This is a genomic window from Streptomyces daghestanicus (assembly GCF_020521275.1).
GTDB classification, from domain to species: Bacteria; Actinomycetota; Actinomycetes; order Streptomycetales; family Streptomycetaceae; genus Streptomyces; species Streptomyces griseoviridis.
The window spans coordinates 1,417,475-1,439,672 of sequence record NZ_BNDX01000008.1 but is presented as its reverse complement, the minus strand read 5'-3'; the positions used below and the strand labels follow the sequence as shown (position 1 = coordinate 1,439,672).

The 22,198-nt window shown below is 73.1% G+C and carries 17 protein-coding genes and 1 pseudogene; 14 read left to right on the top strand and 4 right to left on the bottom strand.

Annotation, left to right across the window (positions count from 1 at the left end; translation table 11 throughout):
- Positions 1–45 precede the first annotated feature (45 nt).
- The 6 genes and pseudogenes from Sdagh_RS15865 to Sdagh_RS15840 form a co-directional block, all read left to right on the top strand.
- Positions 46–975 (top strand): polysaccharide deacetylase family protein, encoded by a 930-nt coding sequence (locus tag Sdagh_RS15865; RefSeq protein ID WP_190076710.1) that lies wholly within the window; start codon positions 46–48, stop codon positions 973–975.
- Positions 972–1,697 carry a polysaccharide deacetylase family protein gene (locus tag Sdagh_RS15860; RefSeq protein WP_190076711.1) on the top strand — a complete coding sequence of 242 codons (726 nt, stop codon included), beginning with the start codon at positions 972–974 and terminating at the stop codon, positions 1,695–1,697. The genes Sdagh_RS15865 and Sdagh_RS15860 overlap by 4 nt, the downstream gene beginning before the upstream one ends.
- 235 nt (positions 1,698–1,932) lie before the next feature.
- Positions 1,933–2,241 carry a co-chaperone GroES gene (gene groES, locus Sdagh_RS15855; protein WP_014178834.1) on the top strand — a complete coding sequence of 103 codons (309 nt, stop codon included), beginning with the start codon at positions 1,933–1,935 and terminating at the stop codon, positions 2,239–2,241.
- Positions 2,242–2,365: 124 nt separating this feature from the next.
- Positions 2,366–3,991, top strand: coding sequence for a chaperonin GroEL (groL, locus tag Sdagh_RS15850; protein ID WP_189417829.1), 1,626 nt, complete (start codon positions 2,366–2,368; stop codon positions 3,989–3,991).
- Positions 3,992–4,106: 115 nt separating this feature from the next.
- Entirely contained in the window at positions 4,107–4,823 is a 717-nt protein-coding gene (locus Sdagh_RS15845) for a hypothetical protein (RefSeq protein WP_189417827.1), read from the top strand.
- Positions 4,824–5,017: 194 nt separating this feature from the next.
- Positions 5,018–5,161 (top strand): annotated as a pseudogene (locus Sdagh_RS15840) (DUF397 domain-containing protein); the annotation flags it as partial.
- 58 nt (positions 5,162–5,219) lie between these two features.
- On the opposite strand, the gene Sdagh_RS15835 reads toward Sdagh_RS15840, so the two are convergent.
- Complete coding sequence (locus tag Sdagh_RS15835) at positions 5,220–5,993, bottom strand: SDR family NAD(P)-dependent oxidoreductase (RefSeq protein WP_189417825.1); 774 nt, start codon at positions 5,991–5,993, stop codon at positions 5,220–5,222.
- A gap of 41 nt (positions 5,994–6,034) precedes the next feature.
- The gene (locus Sdagh_RS15830) at positions 6,035–6,766 is read right to left on the bottom strand and encodes an MOSC domain-containing protein (RefSeq protein WP_189417823.1); all 732 of its coding nucleotides are present in this window, start codon (positions 6,764–6,766) and stop codon (positions 6,035–6,037) included.
- An 80-nt stretch (positions 6,767–6,846) separates the two neighbouring features.
- Between Sdagh_RS15830 and Sdagh_RS15825 the strand changes: the two genes are divergently transcribed.
- Complete coding sequence (locus Sdagh_RS15825) at positions 6,847–7,746, top strand: LysR family transcriptional regulator (protein WP_189417820.1); 900 nt, start codon at positions 6,847–6,849, stop codon at positions 7,744–7,746.
- A 66-nt stretch (positions 7,747–7,812) separates the two neighbouring features.
- On the opposite strand, the gene Sdagh_RS15820 is transcribed toward Sdagh_RS15825, so the two are convergent.
- Positions 7,813–8,145 (bottom strand): WhiB family transcriptional regulator, encoded by a 333-nt coding sequence (locus tag Sdagh_RS15820; RefSeq protein WP_189417817.1) that lies wholly within the window; start codon positions 8,143–8,145, stop codon positions 7,813–7,815.
- Positions 8,146–8,524: 379 nt separating this feature from the next.
- Between Sdagh_RS15820 and Sdagh_RS15815 the strand changes: the two genes are divergently transcribed.
- From Sdagh_RS15815 to Sdagh_RS15800, 4 genes are all read left to right on the top strand, one after another.
- A complete protein-coding gene (locus tag Sdagh_RS15815; protein ID WP_003948568.1) occupies positions 8,525–9,136 on the top strand; it encodes a response regulator transcription factor in 612 nt (203 codons plus the stop codon).
- 280 nt (positions 9,137–9,416) lie between these two features.
- Positions 9,417–10,004: a sigma-70 family RNA polymerase sigma factor gene (locus tag Sdagh_RS15810; RefSeq protein ID WP_189417815.1), complete on the top strand. Its 588-nt coding sequence runs from the start codon at positions 9,417–9,419 to the stop codon at positions 10,002–10,004.
- 196 nt (positions 10,005–10,200) lie between these two features.
- Complete coding sequence (gene guaB / locus Sdagh_RS15805; protein ID WP_189417812.1) at positions 10,201–11,709, top strand: IMP dehydrogenase; 1,509 nt, start codon at positions 10,201–10,203, stop codon at positions 11,707–11,709.
- Between the two features lie 107 nt (positions 11,710–11,816).
- Positions 11,817–12,941, top strand: coding sequence for a GuaB3 family IMP dehydrogenase-related protein (locus tag Sdagh_RS15800; protein WP_189417809.1), 1,125 nt, complete (start codon positions 11,817–11,819; stop codon positions 12,939–12,941).
- A gap of 363 nt (positions 12,942–13,304) precedes the next feature.
- Here the strand turns inward: Sdagh_RS15800 and Sdagh_RS15795 are convergent, their stop codons facing one another.
- The gene (locus Sdagh_RS15795) at positions 13,305–14,513 is read right to left on the bottom strand and encodes a nucleotide sugar dehydrogenase (protein WP_190008381.1); all 1,209 of its coding nucleotides are present in this window, start codon (positions 14,511–14,513) and stop codon (positions 13,305–13,307) included.
- A 323-nt stretch (positions 14,514–14,836) separates the two neighbouring features.
- Between Sdagh_RS15795 and Sdagh_RS15790 the strand changes: the two genes are divergently transcribed.
- The 3 genes from Sdagh_RS15790 (at position 14,837) to Sdagh_RS15780 (ending at position 22,048) form a co-directional block, all read left to right on the top strand.
- Entirely contained in the window at positions 14,837–16,543 is a 1,707-nt protein-coding gene (locus Sdagh_RS15790; protein ID WP_190076712.1) for a glycerol-3-phosphate dehydrogenase/oxidase, read from the top strand.
- Positions 16,544–17,176: 633 nt separating this feature from the next.
- Entirely contained in the window at positions 17,177–19,177 is a 2,001-nt protein-coding gene (locus Sdagh_RS15785) for a serine/threonine-protein kinase (protein ID WP_190076713.1), read from the top strand.
- A 165-nt stretch (positions 19,178–19,342) separates the two neighbouring features.
- Positions 19,343–22,048: a serine/threonine kinase C-terminal domain-containing protein gene (locus tag Sdagh_RS15780; RefSeq protein WP_190076714.1), complete on the top strand. Its 2,706-nt coding sequence runs from the start codon at positions 19,343–19,345 to the stop codon at positions 22,046–22,048.
- The last annotated feature ends 150 nt before the right edge of the window (positions 22,049–22,198 follow it).

The following is a 22,198-nucleotide window of genomic DNA, read 5'->3' as shown; positions in this document are numbered from 1 at the left end:
GTGTCGGGGCGGTTCCCGGACCGGCGGCTGCGAGGATCCGGCACCATGCGAGCAGTAGTACAAAATGACAAAACTAGGGCTTCTCGTACCCGTTACCGGAAGACGCGCGTCCAGGGCGGCCTCGCCGTGCTCGCCGCCGTCGCCGTCCTCGGGGTACCGGGCTGCGCGCGGGACTCCACCGAGGTGCGGTCCGCCCCCGGCCAGCCCCTCCAGGCGCCGCCGGCCCGCGCGCTGGACGCCTACGCCACCAAGCTGCGCGCCGCGCACGCCGCCGCGCAGCGCTGGGGCCTCAAGCGCGCGCCGCTGCCGGCGCCCCCGCCCCCGGCCGAGAAACCGGAGATCCGCACCCGGGCCGGCTTCGAGGTCGACGGTCACACCGAGCGCGGGCTCCCGCCGGTCTTCACCACGATCCCCACCAAGGAGAAGATCGTCTTCCTCACCATCGACGACGGCGGCGAGAAGGACCGCCGGTTCCTGGAGATGATGAGCGAGCTGAACGTCCCGTACACCGCCTTCCTCAGCGACTACCTGGTGAAGGAGGACTACGGCTACTTCAGGACGATGCAGGCCCGCGGGGTCACCCTCAACAACCACACCCTCACCCACCCCTACCTGCCCGGTCTCTCCTACGCCGAGCAGAGGCGCGAGATCTGCGGCATGCAGGAGGTCATCCGCGAGCGGTACGGCAAGCGCCCCGCCGTCTTCCGCCCGCCCTTCGGCAACTACGACCAGGACACCCTGGTCGCCGCGAAGAGCTGCGGCGTCACCCACGTCCCGCTCTGGAACGAGGAGGTCTTCGTCGACCGCTGGGACTACCGCGAGTGGGACCGGGAGATCCACCCCGGCGACATCGTCCTCACCCACTTCCGCGGCGCGAAGGACTGGGACGGCACGATGCCCGACATGGTCCGCCGGTTCCTGGACAAGGTCACCGCCGAGGGGTACGCCGTGGCCCGCCTGGAGGACTACCTGTGACACGCCGGGGCCTCGCCGCGAAAGCCGCCGGCGCCGCCCTGGCCGCCGTCCTGCTCGCCGCCTGCGCCGGGGCCGGCGCCCCCGTCGACCGCACCGGCGGCAAGGCCCCGGAACCGGCCCGGGGAGGCGCGGGCGGCCTGCCGCCGGTCGTCGACCACGTCCCCACCCGCGACCGCGTCGTCTTCCTCACCTACGACGACGGCGCCGAGCGCGACCCCCGCTTCCCCGCCCTCGTCCGCGACCGGCGGCTGCCGGTCACCCTCTTCCTCACCGACACCGTCGCCGGACCGGCGTACGGCCACTTCGCCCGGCTCCGCGCGGTCGGCGCGAGCCTCCAGAACCACACCCTCGACCACCCGGCGCTGCGCGGCCTGCCCCACCTCGGCCAGCGCGCCGAGATCTGCGGACAGCAGCGCAAGCTCAACGCCCGCTTCGGCGTCCGCCCCCGCCTCTTCCGCCCGCCCTACGGCCGCTACGACACGGCCACCCTGCGAGCCGCCGCCGACTGCGGCATCACGGCGGTCGTCCTGTGGCGGGCCGCCCCGGACCCCTCCGGCGCCCTGGCCTTCACCCACGGCGAACCCCGCCTGCGCCCCGGCGACATCATCGCCGTCGACCCGGACCGCCCGAAGGGGACGGCGCTGACGGGACGCACGGAGAAGGTCCTGGAGGAGATCGAGAGACGGGGGCTGCGGGTGGGCCGGCTGGAGGACTACCTGTGACGCCGACCGGCGTCCCCGGCCCCTCCGGCGCCACCCCGAAATCCTCCGACGCGCCGCCGGTATTGGCACTCCGCTTGACCGAGTGCTAACCGCGGTCATAGTCTCAGGTCTGGCACTCCCCTCGGGAGAGTGCCAACACAGCGACGGGCAGGTCCGGCACCCGCGACGACGGATCCACCTGGTCGCCACCTCAGACAGTTAACCCCGTGAGATCTCCGAAGGGGGAGGTCGGATCGTGACGACCGCCAGCTCCAAGGTTGCCATCAAGCCGCTCGAGGACCGCATCGTGGTCCAGCCGCTCGACGCCGAGCAGACCACGGCCTCGGGCCTGGTCATTCCGGACACCGCCAAGGAGAAGCCCCAGGAGGGCGTCGTCCTGGCCGTGGGCCCGGGCCGCTTCGAGGACGGCAACCGTCTTCCGCTCGACGTCTCCGTCGGTGACGTCGTGCTCTACAGCAAGTACGGCGGCACCGAGGTGAAGTACAACGGCGAGGAGTACCTCGTCCTCTCGGCCCGCGACGTCCTCGCGATCATCGAGAAGTAGTTCACCCGAAGCATTTCGCTTCAACGCTTGAAGCTGCGCCCCTGGCTCCCGCCACCACTATGAAGCCGGGCGCCCGGGGCGCAGCGCCGTATACCCCAGATTTCGGAAGAGGGCTCACGCTCCCATGGCGAAGATCCTGAAGTTCGACGAGGACGCCCGTCGCGCCCTCGAGCGCGGCGTCAACAAGCTCGCCGACACGGTCAAGGTGACGATCGGCCCCAAGGGCCGCAACGTCGTCATCGACAAGAAGTTCGGCGCCCCCACCATCACCAACGACGGTGTCACGATCGCCCGCGAGGTCGAGATCGAGGACCCGTACGAGAACCTCGGCGCGCAGCTGGTGAAGGAGGTGGCGACCAAGACCAACGACGTGGCGGGTGACGGTACGACCACCGCCACCGTGCTCGCCCAGGCGCTGGTCCGCGAGGGCCTGAAGAACGTCGCGGCCGGTGCCTCCCCGGCGCTGCTGAAGAAGGGCATCGACGCGGCCGTCAAGGCGGTCTCCGACGACCTTCTCGCCACCGCCCGCCCGATCGACGAGAAGTCCGACATCGCCGCCGTCGCCGCGCTCTCCGCGCAGGACAGCCAGGTCGGCGAGCTGATCGCCGAGGCGATGGACAAGGTCGGCAAGGACGGTGTCATCACCGTCGAGGAGTCCAACACCTTCGGCCTGGAGCTGGACTTCACCGAGGGCATGGCCTTCGACAAGGGCTACCTGTCGCCGTACTTCGTGACGGACCAGGAGCGCATGGAGGCCGTCCTGGAGGACGCCTACATCCTGATCAACCAGGGCAAGATCTCCTCCATCACGGACCTGCTGCCGCTGCTGGAGAAGGTCATCCAGGCCAACTCCTCCAAGCCGCTGCTGATCATCGCCGAGGACGTCGAGGGCGAGGCCCTCTCCACCCTGGTGGTCAACAAGATCCGCGGCACCTTCAACGCCGTCGCGGTGAAGGCCCCCGGCTTCGGTGACCGCCGCAAGGCGATGCTCCAGGACATGGCGGTCCTCACCGGCGCCACGGTCATCTCCGAGGAGGTCGGCCTCAAGCTCGACCAGGTCGGCCTGGAGGTGCTCGGCACCGCCCGCCGCATCACCGTCACCAAGGACGACACCACCATCGTCGACGGCGCCGGTGACAAGGCGGACGTCGAGGGCCGCGTCAACCAGATCAAGGCCGAGATCGAGGCCACGGACTCCGACTGGGACCGCGAGAAGCTCCAGGAGCGCCTCGCCAAGCTGGCCGGCGGCGTGTGCGTGATCAAGGTCGGCGCCGCCACCGAGGTGGAGCTGAAGGAGCGCAAGCACCGTCTGGAGGACGCCATCTCCGCGACCCGCGCCGCGGTCGAGGAGGGCATCGTCTCCGGTGGTGGCTCCGCGCTGGTCCACGCCGTCAAGGTCCTGGAGGGCAACCTCGGCAAGACCGGCGACGAGGCCACGGGTGTCGCGGTCGTCCGCCGCGCCGCCGTCGAGCCGCTGCGCTGGATCGCGGAGAACGCCGGCCTGGAGGGTTACGTCATCACCTCCAAGGTCGCCGAGCTGGACAAGGGCCAGGGCTTCAACGCCGCCACCGGCGAGTACGGCGACCTGGTCAAGGCCGGCGTCATCGACCCGGTGAAGGTCACCCGCTCCGCCCTGGAGAACGCCGCCTCCATCGCCTCCCTCCTCCTGACGACCGAGACCCTGGTCGTCGAGAAGAAGGAAGAGGAAGAGCCGGCCGCCGCGGGCCACAGCCACGGCCACAGCCACTGAGGCTCTCCCAGCCCACGCCGGTGCCCGGCACCCCCTCGGGGGTGCCGGGCACCGGCGCGTTGTCAGTGGGCTCGGGCATCCTGTGCGGCAGGGAACCGAGGAGGGGAAGGCCCACGTGGAGAGCGACCCGCACGGCCACGCCCGCGCACTGCCCCCGCCCCCCGTGCCCAAGGAGCGGGCCGGGACCGGGCGGGCGGCCCGGGAGCCGCGGGAGCACGCCGCCGAGGTCGGCCGCCCGCACCGCGAGCGCTGGGAATGGGGTGGCCGCCCGCCCAGCGCGGCGCTGCGCGGCGTCGGGGGCAACGTCCTCGGGCTGCTGCGCTTCGACCCCGGCCTGGTGCACGCGCTGGACGCGGCCGGCCCCGGGGTCCAGCGGCGGGTGGCGGTACGGGCCGCCCACCGGGCCTGCGAGGCGGCGGGCCTGACCGGCCTGCCCTGGATCGCGCGGGCGCTCACCGCCCTCGACGCGGGGCGCCCGCTTCCCCCGCCCTTCGGTGACCACGACGCGATGTTCGCCGCGCTGCGCGCCGACCCCCGGGTCCCGGACCGGTCCGTCCTCGAGGCGGTCCCCCCGGAGCGACCGCCGTACCGCCCGCCCGAGCCCGGCCCCCGGGGGCGGACCGTCGTGACGGTCCAGCCGGCGCGCCTGCCCCGGCCTCCCCACCTGATCTCCCAGCCCCACTACGCCCTCCCCGCCCTGCCGGCCGCCGCCGACCCCCACCCGCTGCGGGCGGCCCTGGACGCGGTCTGGCACGCGCTCAACACAGAGGGCGAGCACTACCCGCGGCTGCTGGCGGAGGTCCGCTCGGCATGCGGGCTGCCCGGACGGTGACCTGGGCCCACACCGTCCGGACCGCCCTTGGCCGGTCGCGGCAGGCACTCCCCGCGGCTGTTGCCGACCTCGATCCGCACGGAACCGAGGTCGCCGGCGGTGACCACGCGCAGCCCGGCCTCCCGGCCCGGCACCCGGCCGTGGGCCGCCCCACGTCCCGCGCTGCTGGGCCGCCCTGAACCAAGAGCAGCCGCGGTGCCGGTAAGGGCGGTGACCGCGCCGAGGCCGCGACCACGGGGCCGACCGCGGTACGCGACTCCAAGCGCCCCGGCGGCGCCCACCTCTCTGTCGGCGCCGGTCAGTGGGCGGCGTTCGCGCGGAGGGCGGCGCGCGGCTGACACGGAGACGGGAGGGGCCGCCGGCCGCCCGGCCGCCCCTCCCCGGCCCGTGCTCCCGTCACTGCGGCCCGTACTTCCGTCCCGTCCGCGAGCTGATCGACCCCAGCACCCCGCGCGGCACCAGCTTCGCCGCGCCCATCAGGGCCTTGTAGCGGGGGTCCGGGATGGACAGGGTCTTGCCGCGGGCCAGGTCGTCCAGGGCCGCCGCGACCAGCTTGTCGGCGTCCAGCCACATCCAGTTCGGGATGCTGTCCGTGCCCATCCCGGCCCGCTCGTGGAACTCCGTCCGCACGAAACCGGGGCACAGCGCCATCAGCCGTACGCCGCTGCCCGCCAGGTCCTTCGCCGCGCCCTGCGTGAACTGCACGACCCACGCCTTGGACGCGCCGTACGTGCCGCGCGGCAGGAAGGCCGCCACCGAGGCCACGTTGACCACGCCGCCGCGCCCCCGGGCCCGCATCGCCCCGGCCGCCGCCGACGTCAGCCGCAGCACCGCCTCGCAGTGCACCTTGAGCATCCGCAGCTCATCGGCCATGGAGACGTCGAGATAGCGGCCCTTGTTGCCGAACCCGGCATTGTTGACCAGCAGGTCGACGGGGTTCTTGCGGTCGCCCAGCCGGGCGGCCACCGTCTCGATGCCCGCGTCCTCGGCCAGGTCGGCGGTGAGCACCTCGGCCTCGATGCCGTGCCGGTCGTGCAGTTCGGTCGCCTGCTCGCGCAGCCGGTCGGTGCTCCGGGCGACCAGCACCAGGTCGTGCCCGTCGGCCGCCAGCCGTCGCGCGAACGCGGCGCCGATGCCTGAGGTCGATCCGGTAATCAATGCCGTTGTCATGACGCAAGGTTAGTGACCCGGACTGTCGGCGTCCGGTTCGCTCACCGAGCCTCCGTCCGGTGAAGCGCGGGTGAAGGGACGGCAGGCGCTCCCGGAGCCGGGCCCCGGGGAACCGCCCGGGACGCCTCCACGTACGCCCGCGCCTTCGCCAGCGCCACCGGGTGCAGCGCGTCCCCCGCCGCCAGCAGCCGCGGCAGCAGCGCCCGTTCGGTCGTCACCGCGCGGAACTGGAGGGCCACCGTCACCTCGTGACCGGGCCGGTGCACCACCTCGACCGGATCGCCCGCCCGCACCTCGCCGGGCTCGATCACCCGCAGGTACGCGCCGGGCGCGGCGGCCCGCGTGAACCGCCTCACCCACTGCTTCTCACCCAGATGGCCCTGGAAGGTGCGGCAGGGGATGCGGCCGCTGGTCACCTCCAGCAGGGGCCCGCCGCCGATCCGCCAGTGCTCGCCGATCAGCGCGCCGGAGACGTCCAGACCCACCGTGGTGAGGTTCTCGCCGAACACGCCGGCGCGCAGCGGGCGCCCCAGCTCGCGCTCCCAGTCGTCCAGGTCCTCGCGGGCCACCGCGTACACCGCCTGGTGCTCCCCGCCGTGGTGGCGGGTGTCGCAGACCGTGTCCCCGGCGACGCCGCTCGCCCCGTCCGGCCCCGGGGCCGCGATCCGCACCGGCCCGTCGGCCGGCCGCTTGTCGATGCCCGTGATCCCCCGCGGATGGTCCGTGTACGGCACGGTCGCGGGGCGGCCCAGATTCACCGAGAGAAGCCTCATGACGGCACGGTAGAAGAGGCCGGTCAAAGCGTCGACGCATTTTTCGCCGTCGGGTCAAAGAGTCGCTTATCCTCGGTCGGGTGATCGAGGCTCGTCATCTCCGTGTACTGCGCGCCGTGGCCGCCACCGGTTCCTTCTCGGCGGCCGGCCGCGAGCTGGGCTGCACCCAGCCCGCCGTCAGCCAGCAGATGAAGGCCCTGGAGGCGTCCGTCGGCACCCCCCTGCTCGTCCGCGGCCAGCGCGACATGCGGCTGACCCAGGCCGGCGAGGCACTGGTCCGGCACGCCGCGGGCATCCTCGCCGGGCTCACCGCGGCGGAGGAGGAGGTCGCCGCCATCGCGGGACTGCGCGCCGGCCGGGTCCGCCTGGTCTCCTTCCCCAGCGGCAGCTCCACCCTCGTACCGGCCGCGCTCGCCGCGCTGCGCGCCGCGCACCCCGGCACCCGCGTCTCCCTCACGGAGGCCGAGCCCCCCGCCTCCGTCGAACTGCTGCGCGAGGGCGACTGCGACGTGGCGCTCACTTTCCGTTACGAAGGTGCGGCGGGCGGCGTCGAGGAGTGGGACGACCTCGTGGTCCGGCCGCTGCTCGGCGACCGGCTGGTGGCGCTGGTGCCCGACCGGCACCCGCTCGCCCGCGCGGAGTCCGTCGCCATCGGCGAACTGGCCGACGACCCCTGGATCGCGGGCTGCCCGCGCTGCCGGGGCCAGCTCGTCGAGGTCTGCCGGGCGGCCGGCTTCACCCCCCGGATCGATTTCGCGACCGACGACTACCCGGCCGTCGTCGGCCTGGTCGGCGCCGGCCTCGGGGTCGCCGTACTGCCCCAGCTCGCGATCGAGTCCGTACGGCCGCGAGGTGCCCGCACCGTGCGCCTGGAACCGGCGGTACGGCGGGAGATCGTCGCGCTCACGCTGCCCGACCTGGCGCAGGTGCCGGCCGTGACGGCGACGCTGGACGAGCTGGTCCGGGCCGCCGGGCGCTGACCGCCACGCGCGCGTGCCTGCCACGCGCACTCCTTGCAGAAACGTTCCTTCGCCTGTTCGGTGCAGTCATCCGGGACGGTGCTCCCCGCGGGCCGCCGACGCCGCCGCCGGTACCAGGCGGTTGCGCGCCCGCCCCATGAGTTCCTCGCGCTCGTCCTCGGTCAGCCCGCCCCAGACGCCGTACGGCTCGCGCACCGCCAGCGCGTGCGCGGCGCACTCGGCGCGGACCGGGCACCGCATGCAGACCTCCTTGGCCGAGTTCTCGCGAGCGCTCCGGGCCGCGCCGCGCTCGCCCTCCGGATGGAAGAAGAGTGAGCTGTCCACCCCGCGGCACGCGGCCAGGAGCTGCCAGTCCCACAGGTCCGCGTTAGGTCCGGGAAGGCGGGAGAAGTCTGCCATTGCGTGACCCCTTGTAACCGATATGGGTGGATGCCGTATCCACGACCGTACAACTACGATCTAAGGAGATGAAAATATGACTCATTGCGAATCTAGTGCCAGACACCTACAAAGCGGAAGAAAAGCGTCTGAATGGGGCATAGGTTGTGATGAAAGGTCGAGGGTCCCCGCGCGTGACTGGGTCGTGTCCGTCCCCTCACGTAGAGTGCCGAAGACGACACACAGCCCCGTAACTCTTTCGAGTGACCGTCGTTGATGAGGGCGGAGGCGGTCGCAGGAACAGGCGCTCGGGCGGGCGTCCGAGACGGTGACCGCACAGGTGAGATTCCGTACCAGCCTGGAGGCTCAAGGTGACGCGCATCAGCTGCGGAGGACGGTCATGACATCCGTCCTCGTCTGCGACGACTCCCCGCTTGCCCGAGAGGCGCTCCGCCGCGCGGTCGCGACCGTGCCCGGTGTCGAGCGCGTGACGACGGCGGCCAACGGCGAGGAAGTCCTCCGCCGCTGGGGTGCCGACCGATCCGACCTGATCCTGATGGACGTGCGCATGCCCGGCCTGGGCGGTGTCGAGACGGTCCGGCGACTGCTGTCCGCCGACCCCGGCGCCCGGATCATCATGCTCACGGTCGCCGAGGACCTGGACGGCGTGGCCCTCGCGGTCGCCGCCGGCGCCCGTGGCTACCTGCACAAGGACGCCTCGCGCGCCGAGCTGCGGGCCACGGTCACCCAGGCCCTCGCCGACCCGACCTGGCGGCTGGCCCCGCGCCGGCTGCGCTCCGCGGAGATGGGCGCCGCGCCCACCCTCACCGCCCGGGAGATCCAGGTCCTCGAAGGCATGAGCCACGGCCGCTCCAACGCGGAGATCGGCCGTGAGCTGTTCCTCTCCGAGGACACCGTCAAGACGCACGCCCGGCGGCTCTTCAAGAAGCTCGGCGCCTCGGACCGGGCACACGCGGTGGCGCTCGGTTTCCGGTGGGGCCTGGTCCGCTAGGCCACCCCCGTGAGGCGCGGACCCACGGGGCCCGACGGGGGCGCGATGTTCCCCGCTCACCTCCAGGTGAGCGGGGGTGACAAGGTGAACCGCCGGGTGCCCGCTGCTCGTTTCGGCGCGGATGCCGCATCCTTGAGGTGTGGAGTTCCTCGGGGACGAGTCGGTCGAGCGGGAGGGGAGGGCGCAGGGGATGAGTTCCGGCGCACCTGCTCATAACGCTTCAGTGCACAACGACGGACGTAAGGGCGCGGACAAGTCGGCCGCAAGGCACCATGGACCGATGCGCGACGACGAGGCGGCCCCTGGCCAAGGGACAGTCGGTGCGCTCGTCCACCGCGCCGTAGACGGGGACGAGCAGGCCACGCACGACCTGCTCGCCCATGTCCACCCCCTCGCCCTGCGCTACTGCCGGACCCGGCTGTCCCGGCTGCCCGGCGACGCCCGTCACTTCGTCGAGGACCTCGCCCAGGAGGTCTGCGTCGCCGTCCTCCTCGCGCTGCCGCGCTACAAGGACACCGGTCGCCCCTTCGAGGCGTTCGTCTTCGCCATCGCCGCCCACAAGGTCGCCGACCTCCAGCGGGCCGCGATGCGCGGTCCCGGCTCCACCGCCGTGCCCTCCGACGAGATGCCCGAGCGGCCGGACGACTCCCTCGGCCCGGAGGAGCGCGCGCTGCTCAGCAGCGACGCCGAGTGGGCCAAGAAGCTCCTCGCCAACCTCCCCGACAACCAGCGCGAACTGCTGCTGCTGCGCATCGCCGTGGGGCTCACCGCCGAGGAGACCGGGCAGATGTTGGGAATGTCACCCGGTGCGGTCCGCGTCGCCCAGCACCGCGCCCTGAGCCGGCTGCGGGCCCTGGCGGAGCAGTAGGCGGAGCGCCCGGCCGGGACGGCGGCGCCACGGGGGCGGGCCGTCGGGCGCGTGCCCCGCCGCTTCCGCAGAGCTTGCGCGGGGCTTTCGTATGAAGGTACGACGGCTCTGGGTCTCCATGATCGTGGAATGAGCCACCCTCACTTCCCGTTAGCATGGACATCCGCACCGATCAAGGCCATTTGGGGAAGGTGTCATGACTGCCAACGTCGACGGAGTGCCCGATAAATTCGCGACACTCGGGCTGACCTACGACGACGTGCTGCTGCTGCCGGGCCCGTCGGACATGGCACCCGACGAGATCGACACCGCCTCGTACGTCTCCAAGAACGTGCGGGTGAACATCCCGCTGCTGTCCGCCGCCATGGACAAGGTCACCGAGTCCCGCATGGCGATCGCCATGGCCCGCCAGGGCGGTGTCGGGGTGCTCCACCGCAACCTGTCCATCGAGGACCAGGCCAACCAGGTCGACCTGGTCAAGCGCTCCGAGTCGGGCATGGTGGCCAACCCCATCACCATCCACCCGGACGCCACCCTCGCCGAGGCCGACGCCCTGTGCGCCAAGTTCCGCATCAGCGGCGTGCCGGTCACCGACGGCGCGGGCAAACTGCTCGGCATCGTCACCAACCGCGACATGGCCTTCGAGACCGACCGCGCCCGGCGGGTCCGCGAGGTCATGACGCCGATGCCGCTGGTCACCGGCAAGGTCGGCATCTCCGGTCACGAGGCGATGGAGCTGCTGCGCCGCCACAAGATCGAGAAGCTGCCGCTGGTCGACGACTCGGGTGTCCTCAAGGGCCTGATCACGGTCAAGGACTTCGTCAAGGCGGAGAAGTACCCGCACGCCTCCAAGGACGGCGAGGGCCGGCTGCTGGTCGGCGCCGCGGTCGGCGTCGCCGGGGACGCCTTCGAGCGCGCCCAGGCGCTGATCGAGGCCGGGGTCGACTTCATCGTCGTCGACACCGCGCACGGCCACTCCCGCCTGGTCGGCGACATGGTCGCCAAGATCAAGTCCAACTCCTCCGGCGTCGACGTCATCGGCGGCAACATCGCCACCCGGGACGGCGCCAAGGCCCTGGTCGACGCGGGCGCCGACGGCATCAAGGTCGGGGTCGGCCCCGGCTCCATCTGCACCACCCGCGTGGTCGCCGGCGTCGGCGTCCCGCAGGTCACCGCCATCTACGAGGCATCCCTCGCCGCCCGCGAGGCCGGCGTCCCGGTCATCGGCGACGGCGGGCTGCAGTACTCCGGCGACATCGCCAAGGCCCTGGTCGCCGGCGCCGACACGGTGATGCTCGGCTCGCTGCTCGCGGGCTGCGAGGAGTCGCCGGGCGAGCTGCTCTTCATCAACGGCAAGCAGTTCAAGTCGTACCGCGGCATGGGCTCGCTGGGCGCCATGCAGACCCGCGGTGACCGCAAGTCGTTCTCCAAGGACCGCTACTTCCAGGAGGGCGTCGCCTCCGACGAGCAGCTCGTCCCCGAGGGCATCGAGGGCCAGGTGCCCTACCGCGGCCCGCTCTCCTCGGTCGTCCACCAGCTCATCGGCGGCCTGCGCCAGTCGATGTTCTACGTCGGCGGCCGCACCGTGCCGGAGCTGCAGAGCAACGGCCGGTTCGTGCGGATCACCTCCGCCGGTCTCAAGGAGAGTCACCCGCACGACATCCAGATGACCGTCGAGGCACCGAACTACAGCCGCAGCAAGTAAGGCGGCGATCTTCCCGAGGGCGGCCCCGGAGCGACCGGGGCCGCCCTCGGCCGTGTCCGTCGGTGATACTGGAAGACGCTGCAACGCATGAGGGAAAGGCCACACACGTGACTGAGATCGAGATCGGGCGCGGCAAGCGCGGCCGCCGGGCGTACGCCTTCGACGACATCGCCGTCGTCCCCAGCCGCCGTACGCGAGACCCGAGGGAGGTCTCGATCGCCTGGCAGATCGACGCCTACCGGTTCGAACTGCCGTTCCTGGCCGCCCCCATGGACTCGGTCGTCTCCCCGGCCACCGCCATCCGCATCGGCGAGCTGGGCGGCCTCGGCGTCCTCAACCTGGAAGGGCTGTGGACGCGGTACGAGGACCCGCAGCCGCTGCTCGACGAGATCACCGGCCTCGACGCGGACGCCGCGACCCGCCGCCTCCAGGAGATCTACGCCGCTCCCGTCCAGGAGGAGCTGATCGGCCGGCGGATCAAGGAGGTGCGCGACGCGGGTGTCGTTACCGCCGCCGCGCTCTCCCCGCAGCGCACCGCCCAGTTCTCCAAGGCCGTGGTCGACGCGGGCGTGGACATCTTCGTCATCCGCGGCACGACCGTCTCCGCGGAGCATGTCTCCGGGGCCCACGAGCCGCTGAACCTGAAGCAGTTCATCTACGAACTCGACGTCCCGGTGATCGTCGGCGGCTGCGCCACCTACACCGCCGCCCTGCACCTGATGCGCACCGGCGCGGCCGGTGTCCTCGTCGGCTTCGGCGGCGGCGCCGCGCACACCACGCGCAACGTGCTGGGCATCCAGGTACCGATGGCGACCGCCGTGGCGGACGTGGCGGCGGCCCGCCGGGACTACATGGACGAGTCCGGCGGCCGGTACGTGCACGTCATCGCGGACGGCGGCGTCGGCTGGTCCGGCGACCTGCCGAAGGCGATCGCCTGCGGCGCGGACTCGGTGATGATGGGCTCCCCGCTGGCCCGCGCGACGGACGCGCCGGGCAGGGGCCACCACTGGGGCATGGAGGCCGTCAACGAGGAGCTGCCGCGCGGCAAGAAGGTGGACCTCGGCACGGTCGGCACGGTCGAGGAGATCCTCACCGGCCCGTCGCACACGCCCGACGGCTCGATGAACTTCTTCGGCGCGCTGCGGCGGGCCATGGCCACCACCGGCTACAGCGAGCTGAAGGAGTTCCAGCGCGTCGAGGTGACGGTGGCGGACTCGCAGCACCGGCGGTGACCACGACGGACGGCTGACACGGGAAGGCCGGTCGCCCCTTACGGGGTGACCGGCCTTTTCGCGTGCCAGGCGTGCCGCGGGCGGCTTCGACAGGCGGTGGTGCGGGGCGCGCGGGGTGTCACGGGGGCGCGTGGTCGCCTCCGGGGCGGGTTTTCGCGGGGCGGGGCCGGGCGGTGCCGGTGAGGGTCCCGCGGATTCCCGGATGGTGAGCGGTCACCCCTACGAGGCTCAGGGGTGGACACTCCGTGATCCCTCGTGGAGTCCGCCGCCGTGCTCGCTGCGGTGGGCCCCGCCCATGCCGTACCCACGCGGCGCCCCGCTCACCACCGACGCCGTTGGCGGAGGCGCCGGCGTGCGCCCCTTCTACAACCGGTGCGCCGCCCCCGTGGGGGTCGCACCGCGGGTGTCCAGGAGGAGCTGGGCCTTCACCGACAGGCCCTGGAGGTCGTACGTACGGTGCTGCTGGAGGAGGATCGTCAGGTCGGCCTCGGCGGCGGCCTCGTAGAGGGAGTCGGCGCGGGGGATCGGGCGGTCCAGGACGGTCCAGGACGGGACGTGCGGGTCGTGATAGCTGACCGCGGCGCCCATCGAGATGAGGCGGCCCGCGATCTCCTCGGCCGGGGTGGCCTGCTGGTCGGCGAGGTCGGCCTTGTAGGTGACGCCGAGGAGGAGGACGCGGGCGCCGCGGGCGGACTTGCCGTGCTCGTTGAGGAGGGCGGCGGCGCGCTGGACGACGTAGCGGGGCATCTGGCGGTTGACCTGCTGGGCCAGTTCCACCATGCGCAGGGAGCGGGAGGCGTGGCCGGCCAGGTCCTGGGGGACGGAGTGGCCGCCGACGCCGGGGCCGGGGCGGAAGGTCTGGAAGCCGAACGGCTTGGTCTCCGCGCAGCGGATGACGTCCCAGAGGTCGACGCCCAGGTCGTGGCAGAGGACGGACATCTCGTTGACGAGCGCGATGTTCACATGGCGGAAGTTGGTCTCCAGGAGCTGGACCGTCTCCGCCTCCCGGGGGCCACGCGCGCGTACCACCTTGTCGGTGAGCCGGCCGTAGAAGGCGGCGGCCGATTCCGTGCAGGCGGGGGTGAGGCCCCCGATCACCTTCGGCGTGTTCGCGGGGGTGAAGTCGCGGTTGCCGGGGTCGACGCGGCTGGGGGAGTAGGCGAGGTGGAAGTCCCGGCCGGCACGCAGGCCGGAGCCGTTCTCGAGGAGCGGGCGGAGGAACTCCTCCGTCGTCCCCGGGTGGACCGGGGACTCCAGGATCACCGTGGTGTGCGGCCGCAGATGCGCCGCCAGAGTACGTGCCGCGTTCTCCACCTGGTGCAGGTCGAGGCCGCCGTCGTCGCCCGCAGGGGTCGGGGCGCAGATGACCGCGGTGCGCACCCGGCCCAGCTCGGCCGGTCCGGCGGCGGTGCGGAAGCCGCCCGCGAGCATGCGGCGCAGTTCGGCGGGGGTCAGCGAGCCGGCCTCGGGCCCGGTGCGGTAGCCCAGGGTGGGGATGCCGGCGGCGATCGCGGTCTGGGCCAGGGGGAGGCCGTAGGGGCCGAGTCCGATGACGGCGAGATCTGCGGGCATGGCGTAGGCCGTCCTTCCCAGTAGCCGGAGCGGGACAGGTGTGCAAGCCCTGTGGACAGAACGGGCGAGCACAACGTCAGACTAGGAGTAAATATGACCGATATGCGGGATTGGTCGGCCGAGTTTCGGTGAGTGTTGGGGGCGCCGCGCACCGGAGGGGACGCGCGAGGTTGTCCACAGGTGTGGGACGTGTGGTGGCTGAAGTCGGGCAACCCGGTCAGAATCTGGGCAGGGGGGTACTGGGAACGACCGGGCTTCGCCTGTCCCACGGGTGCGGCCGACGCGACCGATCAACCAATGAGCGGGATGAGCGGGAGGCAGCGGTGAGGACAGCGACACTGGGCCCGGCGCAGCGCGCCGAGTCGCTCGCGGCCATGGCCGAGCGGGAACTGGACGTGCTGGTCGTCGGCGCAGGCGTGGTGGGCGCGGGCACCGCCCTGGACGCCGTGACCCGCGGCCTGTCCACCGGCCTGGTCGAGGCGCGCGACTGGGCGTCGGGCACCTCCAGCAGGTCGAGCAAGCTGATCCACGGTGGCCTGCGCTATCTGGAGATGCTCGACTTCGCCCTCGTACGGGAGGCGCTGAAGGAGCGCGGGCTGCTGCTGGAGCGGCTCGCGCCGCACCTGGTGAAGCCGGTGCCGTTCCTGTACCCGCTGCGGCACAAGGGCTGGGAGCGGCTCTACGCCGGTTCGGGCGTCGCGCTCTACGACGCCATGTCGACGGCCCGCGGGCACGGCCGGGGGCTGCCGCTCCACCGCCACCTCACCCGCCGGCACGCCCTGCGGGTCGCCCCGGCGCTGAAGAAGGACGCCCTGGTCGGCGCGCTCCAGTACTACGACGCCCAGGTGGACGACGCCCGTTTCGTGACGACCCTGGTGCGCACGGCGGCCTCCTACGGCGCACCGGTCGCCAACCGCGCCCGGGTGACCGGGTTCCTGCGCGAGGGCGAGCGGGTCGTCGGCGCCCGGGTGGAGGACGTGGAGGGCGGCGGTGAGTACGAGATCCGGGCCAAGCAGATAGTGAACGCCACCGGGGTGTGGACCGACGACACCCAGTCGCTGGTCGGCGAGCGCGGGCAGTTCCACGTCCGGGCCTCCAAGGGCATCCACCTCGTCGTCCCCAAGGACCGCATCAGCTCCTCGACCGGGCTGATCCTGCGCACCGAGAAGTCCGTGCTCTTCGTCATCCCCTGGGGCCGGCACTGGATCGTCGGCACCACCGACACCGACTGGGACCTCGACAAGGCCCACCCGGCCGCGTCCAGCGCGGACATCGACTACCTCCTCGACCATGTGAACTCGGTCCTCAACACGCCGCTGACCAGAGACGACGTCCAGGGTGTGTACGCGGGGCTGCGCCCGCTGCTGGCCGGCGAGTCGGACGCCACGAGCAAACTGTCGCGGGAGCACACCGTCGCCCACCCGGCGCCCGGCCTGGTCGTCGTGGCGGGCGGCAAGTACACGACGTACCGGGTGATGGCCAAGGACGCGGTGGACGAGGCCGTGCACGGTCTCGACCAGCGCGTCGCCGACTGCGTCACCGAGGACGTGCCGCTGCTGGGCGCCGAGGGCTTCTGGGCGCTGTGGAACGCGCGGGCCCGCATCGCCGACCGGGCAGGTCTGCACGTCGTACGCGTCGAACATCTGCTGAACCGGTACGGCACCCGGGCCGAGGAGGTCCTGGAGCTGATCGCCGCCGATCCCGCGCTCGGCGCGCCCCTGCGGGCCGCCGACGACTATCTGCGGGCCGAGGTCGTCTACGCGGCCTCGCACGAGGGGGCGCGGCACCTGGACGACGTCCTCACCCGACGCACCCGCATCTCCATCGAGACCTTCGACCGGGGCACGCGCAGCGCGCGGGACGCCGCCGAACTGATGGCGCCGGTGCTGGGCTGGGACAAGGACCAGATCGAACGCGAGGTCCAGCACTACGAGAAGCGGGTGGAGGCCGAACGCGAGTCGCAGCGCCAGCCCGACGACCTGACGGCGGACGCGGCGCGGCTGGGGGCGCCGGACATCGTGCCGCTGTGATCCGTCCCTCGCGGTCGGCGCCCGGGGTGTCGAGTTCACCCGAACGGGTGTGTGCAGGTGGGATTTCCGTGCGGGCGCCGGCCGTTCTACGGGTGCGGGGACAGGCGGGGCGCGGGGCGAACGGCACGTGGGCCGGCGTTCGAGTGGGCGGCGTGGCCGGGACCGGCCGGGAAGGGGGAAGCGTGAGGCGTATGGCCTGAAGGGGGGTCACGGGGACGGGGGCGGTGCCCCGGTGGCCGGGGTGGTGCCGTACGGGCGGGCGTCGGGGCGGGGGAGCGAGGCGTGAAGGGTCGGCGCCCCGCCGGTCACCGCCCGGGTCGGGCGCTCATCCGACCGTTCCCGGCAGCAACATCGCGCTGCTCACCGCCAGTTGGAGTGCGCCGGGCGACGCCGCGGTGGCCGGGGACCGCACGCGGCGGGCGAGAACCAGGGGGGTCGTCAGTGGCGTCCGAAGCGGTGGCGGCGCGGTTCCTCCCACGGCGCACCCGTCGTCCCGGATGCCGCGCCACCCGGTTCACCGGGGCTCCCGATACGTGGGACCGTGGGGTGCGGCCAGGGGCACCCTGGGCGTCGAGCACTTGTCGGGTGAGAGACAATGAAGGCTCTGTCAGGGCGGGTTGCATGAGGGGACGCATGTCGGAGGCGGAGCGGGCGGGGACATCCCGTCAGGACGAGAGCGCACGTCTCCTCGCCGGGCGGTACCGGCTGGGAGACGTGCTCGGCCGCGGCGGCATGGGGACGGTGTGGCGGGCCCAGGACGAGACCCTGGGACGCACGGTCGCCGTCAAGGAGCTGCGGTTCCCGTCGAACATCGACGAGGAGGAGAAGCGGCGCCTGATCACGCGCACGCTGCGCGAGGCCAAGGCGATCGCGCGGATTCGCAACAACAGCGCCGTGACGGTCTTCGACGTGGTCGACGAGGACGACCGGCCGTGGATCGTGATGGAGCTCGTCGAAGGCAAGTCGCTCGCCGAGGTCATCCGGGAGGACGGCCTGCTGGAGCCCCGGCGCGCCGCCGAGGTCGGGCTCGCCGTGCTGGACGTGCTGCGCTCCGCGCACCGCGAGGGCATCCTGCACCGCGACGTGAAGCCGTCGAACGTGCTGATCGCCGAGGACGGCCGGGTCGTGCTCACCGACTTCGGCATCGCCCAGGTCGAGGGCGACCCGTCGATCACCTCCACCGGCATGCTCGTCGGCGCCCCCTCCTACATCTCCCCGGAGCGGGCCCGCGGGCACAAGCCGGGACCGGCGGCCGACCTGTGGTCGCTCGGCGGGCTGCTGTACGCGGCGGTGGAGGGCACCCCGCCGTACGACAAGGGCTCCGCCATCGCCACGCTCACCGCGGTGATGACCGAGCAGCTGGAGGAACCGAAGAACGCCGGGCCGCTGCGGGACGTCATCTACGGACTGCTGAACAAGGACCCCGCCCAGCGCCTCGACGACGCGGGCGCCCGCGCGCTGCTCAACAAGGTCATCCACGCGCCCGCGAGCACCCCGGCCGAGCCGATGGACGCCACCAAGGTGGTGCCGCTGCCCGCGCAGCCGGACGAGCGGTCCGGCGGCAAGCGGGGCGAGGAGGCCGGGGAGCGGCTGAAGGGCGCGCTGCGCTCCGTGCGCAAGGCGGCGGTGTCGGCCGGAGCGGCCGGTGCGGCGGCCGGGTCCCGCGCCAAGTCCCGGAGCGGCCCGGCGCCGACCGGTTCGGACACCGGCTCCGGCGGGACCGTCCCGGCGGCCGCGTCGCGCGGCACCGGCGTCACGCCCACCGCGTCCGCCGCCGGGAGCGGCGACGCGGCGTCGGGCGGGCGGAGTTCCGGCTGGCCCGTGATGACACCGCCGGACCTGCCGTCCCGGCCCACGCCGAAGGCGTCCCTCACCGATGTCGTGCCGCGGCGCACCCTGGTGATCATCGCGGTGGTCGTCGTCCTCGCCGTGCTCGGCACCGTGCTGGCCCTCACGCTGGGCGGGGACGACGGCGCGGACGACAACGCCGGCTCCGGCGGGACCGCGACCACGGCCACCGCCAGTGACACGACCGCGCAGGACGACGACGCCGTGTCACCGGGCGCCTCGGCGGACGGCTCGACGGGCGCGGAGGCGAGCGCGTCCGGCGAGGCGGGCGCGGGGGCCGGCACGTCCACCCAGGAGGAAGGGCAGGACGAGGGCGCCTCGGAGTCCGGGGACTCCTCGGACGACTCGGGCGAAGGGGCCGCCACCACGCACCAGGGCGACCAGGGGTACGAGATAGGGCTGCCCGAGGGCTGGAAGTACCAGACCACGGGCTCCTCGGGGGACCGGTTCACCGGCCCGGACGGGCAGAAGCTGCTCATCGCCTGGACGACCACGCCGAAGGACGACCCGGTGGCGGACTGGGAGAACCAGGAGCGGTACATGACGCGCTCCCAGTACGAGAAGATCCGCATCGAGAAGGTGGGCTACCGCGGCTGGAACGCGGCCGACTGGGAGTTCACCTACGTGGACGGTGGTACCAAGTACCGCACGATCGACCGCGGATTCGTCGTGGACGAGAAGCAGGGGTACGCCCTGATGTACACCGCGAGGGCCGCCGACTGGGGTACCGACCAGCGACGGAACACCTGGCGGACGCTGACGAAGACCTTCGAGCCGAAGGGCTGATCCCGCTCCGCGCCTCTCGTGCGCGGGTTTGGCGGCGCTGATATCTGGCGACTGCTCTCTGAGGGTTGCCTCCGGCACGTATCGTGAGTGCTTGCGGACCGTACGCAGTAGGAACCGGCCGCGGGGCGAGCGGAATCGACCGACCGGGATGCCGGGGGAGGCAACGTGGACGACTACGCGGGACGGGTCCTCGCCGACCGCTACCGGCTGCCGCTGCCGCCCTCCGACGAGTACGAACTCGCCGAGAGCCGCGCCTTCGACACGTACAGCGGACAGGAAGTACTGGTCAGGCAGGTGCCGTTGCCCGAGGTCGTCGAGGCGGAGGTGCTCGACGCGGAGGGGCTGCCCGAGGGGTTCACGGCGCGTGACGGCGGGGCCCGGCGGCCGGTCCAGCGATCGTCGTCCTCGCGCAGCGGTGTCCGGCGCCCGGCCGACCCCGTGGTGCGGCGGGCGGTGGAGGCGGCGCAGGCCGCGGCGGCCATTCCCGACCATCCCCGTCTCGACCAGGTCTTCGACGTGTTCGCCGAGGGCGGCTCGCTGTGGGTCGTCAGCGAGCTGGTGCCCGCCCGGCCGCTGGCGGCCCTGCTCGCCGAGCAGCCGCTGACGCCGTACCGGGCGGCCGAGATCGCCTCCGACGTCCTGATGGCCCTGCGGGTGCTGCACGCCCACGGCTGGGTGCACCGGAACATCACCGCGCGCACGGTGCTCGTCTGCGACGACGGCCGCGTACTGCTGACCGGGCTGGCGGTCGGCGCGGCGGAGGAGGCGTTGTGCGGGTACGACCCCGTGCCCGGCGGTGAGGGGGAGAGCGGGGCTGACGGGAGCGGGGGCCAGGGGCCGGCCGGCTCCGTGGGTCCCGGCGGCACGTTCGGCTCCGTGAGCTCCACCGGCACGTTCGGTCCCGGTGGTGCCGGTCCCGGTGGTCCCGGTGGTCCCCTGGGTCCCGGTGGACCTGGTAGCCCCGCGCGTTCTCTCGGTCGTGGTGGGCCTGGCAGCCCTGCGGGTTCCCTCGGTTCTGCCGGCGGTCCCGGCAGCCCTGCGGGTCCCGCTGGTCCTGCCGGTGGCCCCAGCAGCCCCGCCGGTCCCCCTCCCCGTGACCCCGAAGCCGCTCGGCGGGCCGCCATCCAGGCGCGGGTGGCCGAGGCGCTGCCGGGGCAGGGCGCGGACGCGGCGGGCGGGGCCGGTGACGCCGGTGGGCCGCGTGCGCTCGGGGGCAGCGGGGACGTCCGGGCCGCGCGGGCCGGGGCGATCGCCGCCTACCGGGCCGGTGCCCGGGCCGCGGCCCGCATCCACGAGGCGGAGCAGAGCCGCGCGGCCTTGCCCGGAGCCCGCCCCGCCCCCGACACCTACGGCACCGGGCCGGGACAGCCGCCGTCCGCTCCCGGACACGCCGGCGGGCCCACGCCGGGGCAGATCGCCGACCCCTACGGCGTCCGCACCACCTCCTGGCACGGCGCCGCTCCCCGTGCCACCGGCGCCCCGGCGACCCCGCCCGCCGACCCCCGGCACCCGCCCGGCCCCGCCGCTCAGCCGGCCCCCTCGGTTCCGCCGGGCGCGCCGGCCCCCGTGCCCGCGCCGGCCCCGCCGACCGGTCGCTGGGACGATCCGGCCGCCGACGCTCCCGTACGCCGGGGACCGGACACCGCGCTCGCCGCCGAGCGGGCCCGGCAGGCGCGGATGGCGCTGGTCGGGCCGGTCACCGAGCGGTGGGCGCCCGAGCAGGCCGGCCCGGTGCACGAGAACTGGCGGCTGGCGCCGCCCATCGGTCCCGCGACCGACCTGTGGGCCCTGGGCGCCCTGCTCTTCCGTGCCGTCCAGGGGCACGCCCCGTACCCGGAGGAGTCCACGGCCGAGCTGGTGCAGATGGTGTGCGCGGAACCGCCCGCCTACGCCGAGGAATGCGGGCCGCTCAGGCCGGTCGTCGAGTCGCTGCTGCGTCAGGATCCCATCGAGCGGCTCGACTTCGAGGAGCTGCGCGGCTGGCTGCGCTCGCTGGTCCGGTCGGCTCCGGAGCCCGACGCGGGACTCCATGTCGTCCCGGCCCCGCCCGTCGACGCGAGCCGGCTGCCGATCGTGCGCCGCCGGGGCGAGCTGGTGCGCAGGCGGCGCGCCGGGCTGCCCGCGCACCAAGGACGGCACAAGCGGGCCAAGCGGGAGGCGGGTTCACCGCGTCGGCTCGGCCGCCTCCTGCTCCTGCTGATACTGGCCGGCATGGCCGCGCTGATCGCGTACGCCATGGTCTTCATGCCGAAGGACGGCGACACCGGCGCGGCCGGCGGCCCCGACCGGACGGGCGCCGCCGGAGCGCCGGACCCCAGCGGCGAGCCCCGCCCCGAACGCGAGTCGCCGCAGGACGAGGAACCGGACCCGTCCCGGTCCGCTGGGTCCACCGAGCCGCAGACCACCGGCCCCGAGGTCGCCGACGGCTTCACCCTGCGCAAGGACCCGGAGGGATTCCGCGTCGCCGTCGCCGAGGACTGGGACCGCACCGCCGTCAACGGCCGCGGGCAGGTCGTGTACAGCCAGGGCGACTTCGAGCTGATCGTCGTACCGGGAAGGGACGGCGCCGGGGAGTTCGGTGCCGATCCGATGACGTACCAGCGGGACCGCGAACCGGAGTTGCAGCCCTACCGGGACTCCAGCTGGGCCACCTCGGCCGGGCTGAAGTCCATCGAGGTGGGCGGACGCTCGATGGCCGAGGGGCAGTTCACCTGGAACGGGGACGACGGGAGCGAGCTGTACGTACGCAATCTCGCGATCCTGATCGACGGGCACTACCACGTGGTACAGGTGCGCGGACCGGAGGCGCAGCGCGACGAGGTGACCCGGCTCTTCGAACAGGCGTCGGCGAGCTACCAGTACACGGGCTGACCCCTTTCGGTCCTCTCCGTACCGCTTGTCCCTGATCGCTGGACCGAATAAGCGCTCTGTTGACGCTGGTTGAGCGGATGTGGTTGCCCGGTCGATCAGAAAGCGACAACCGTCACAGAGCGGTCTCCGGAGCGCCCCACCGGTTCCCTG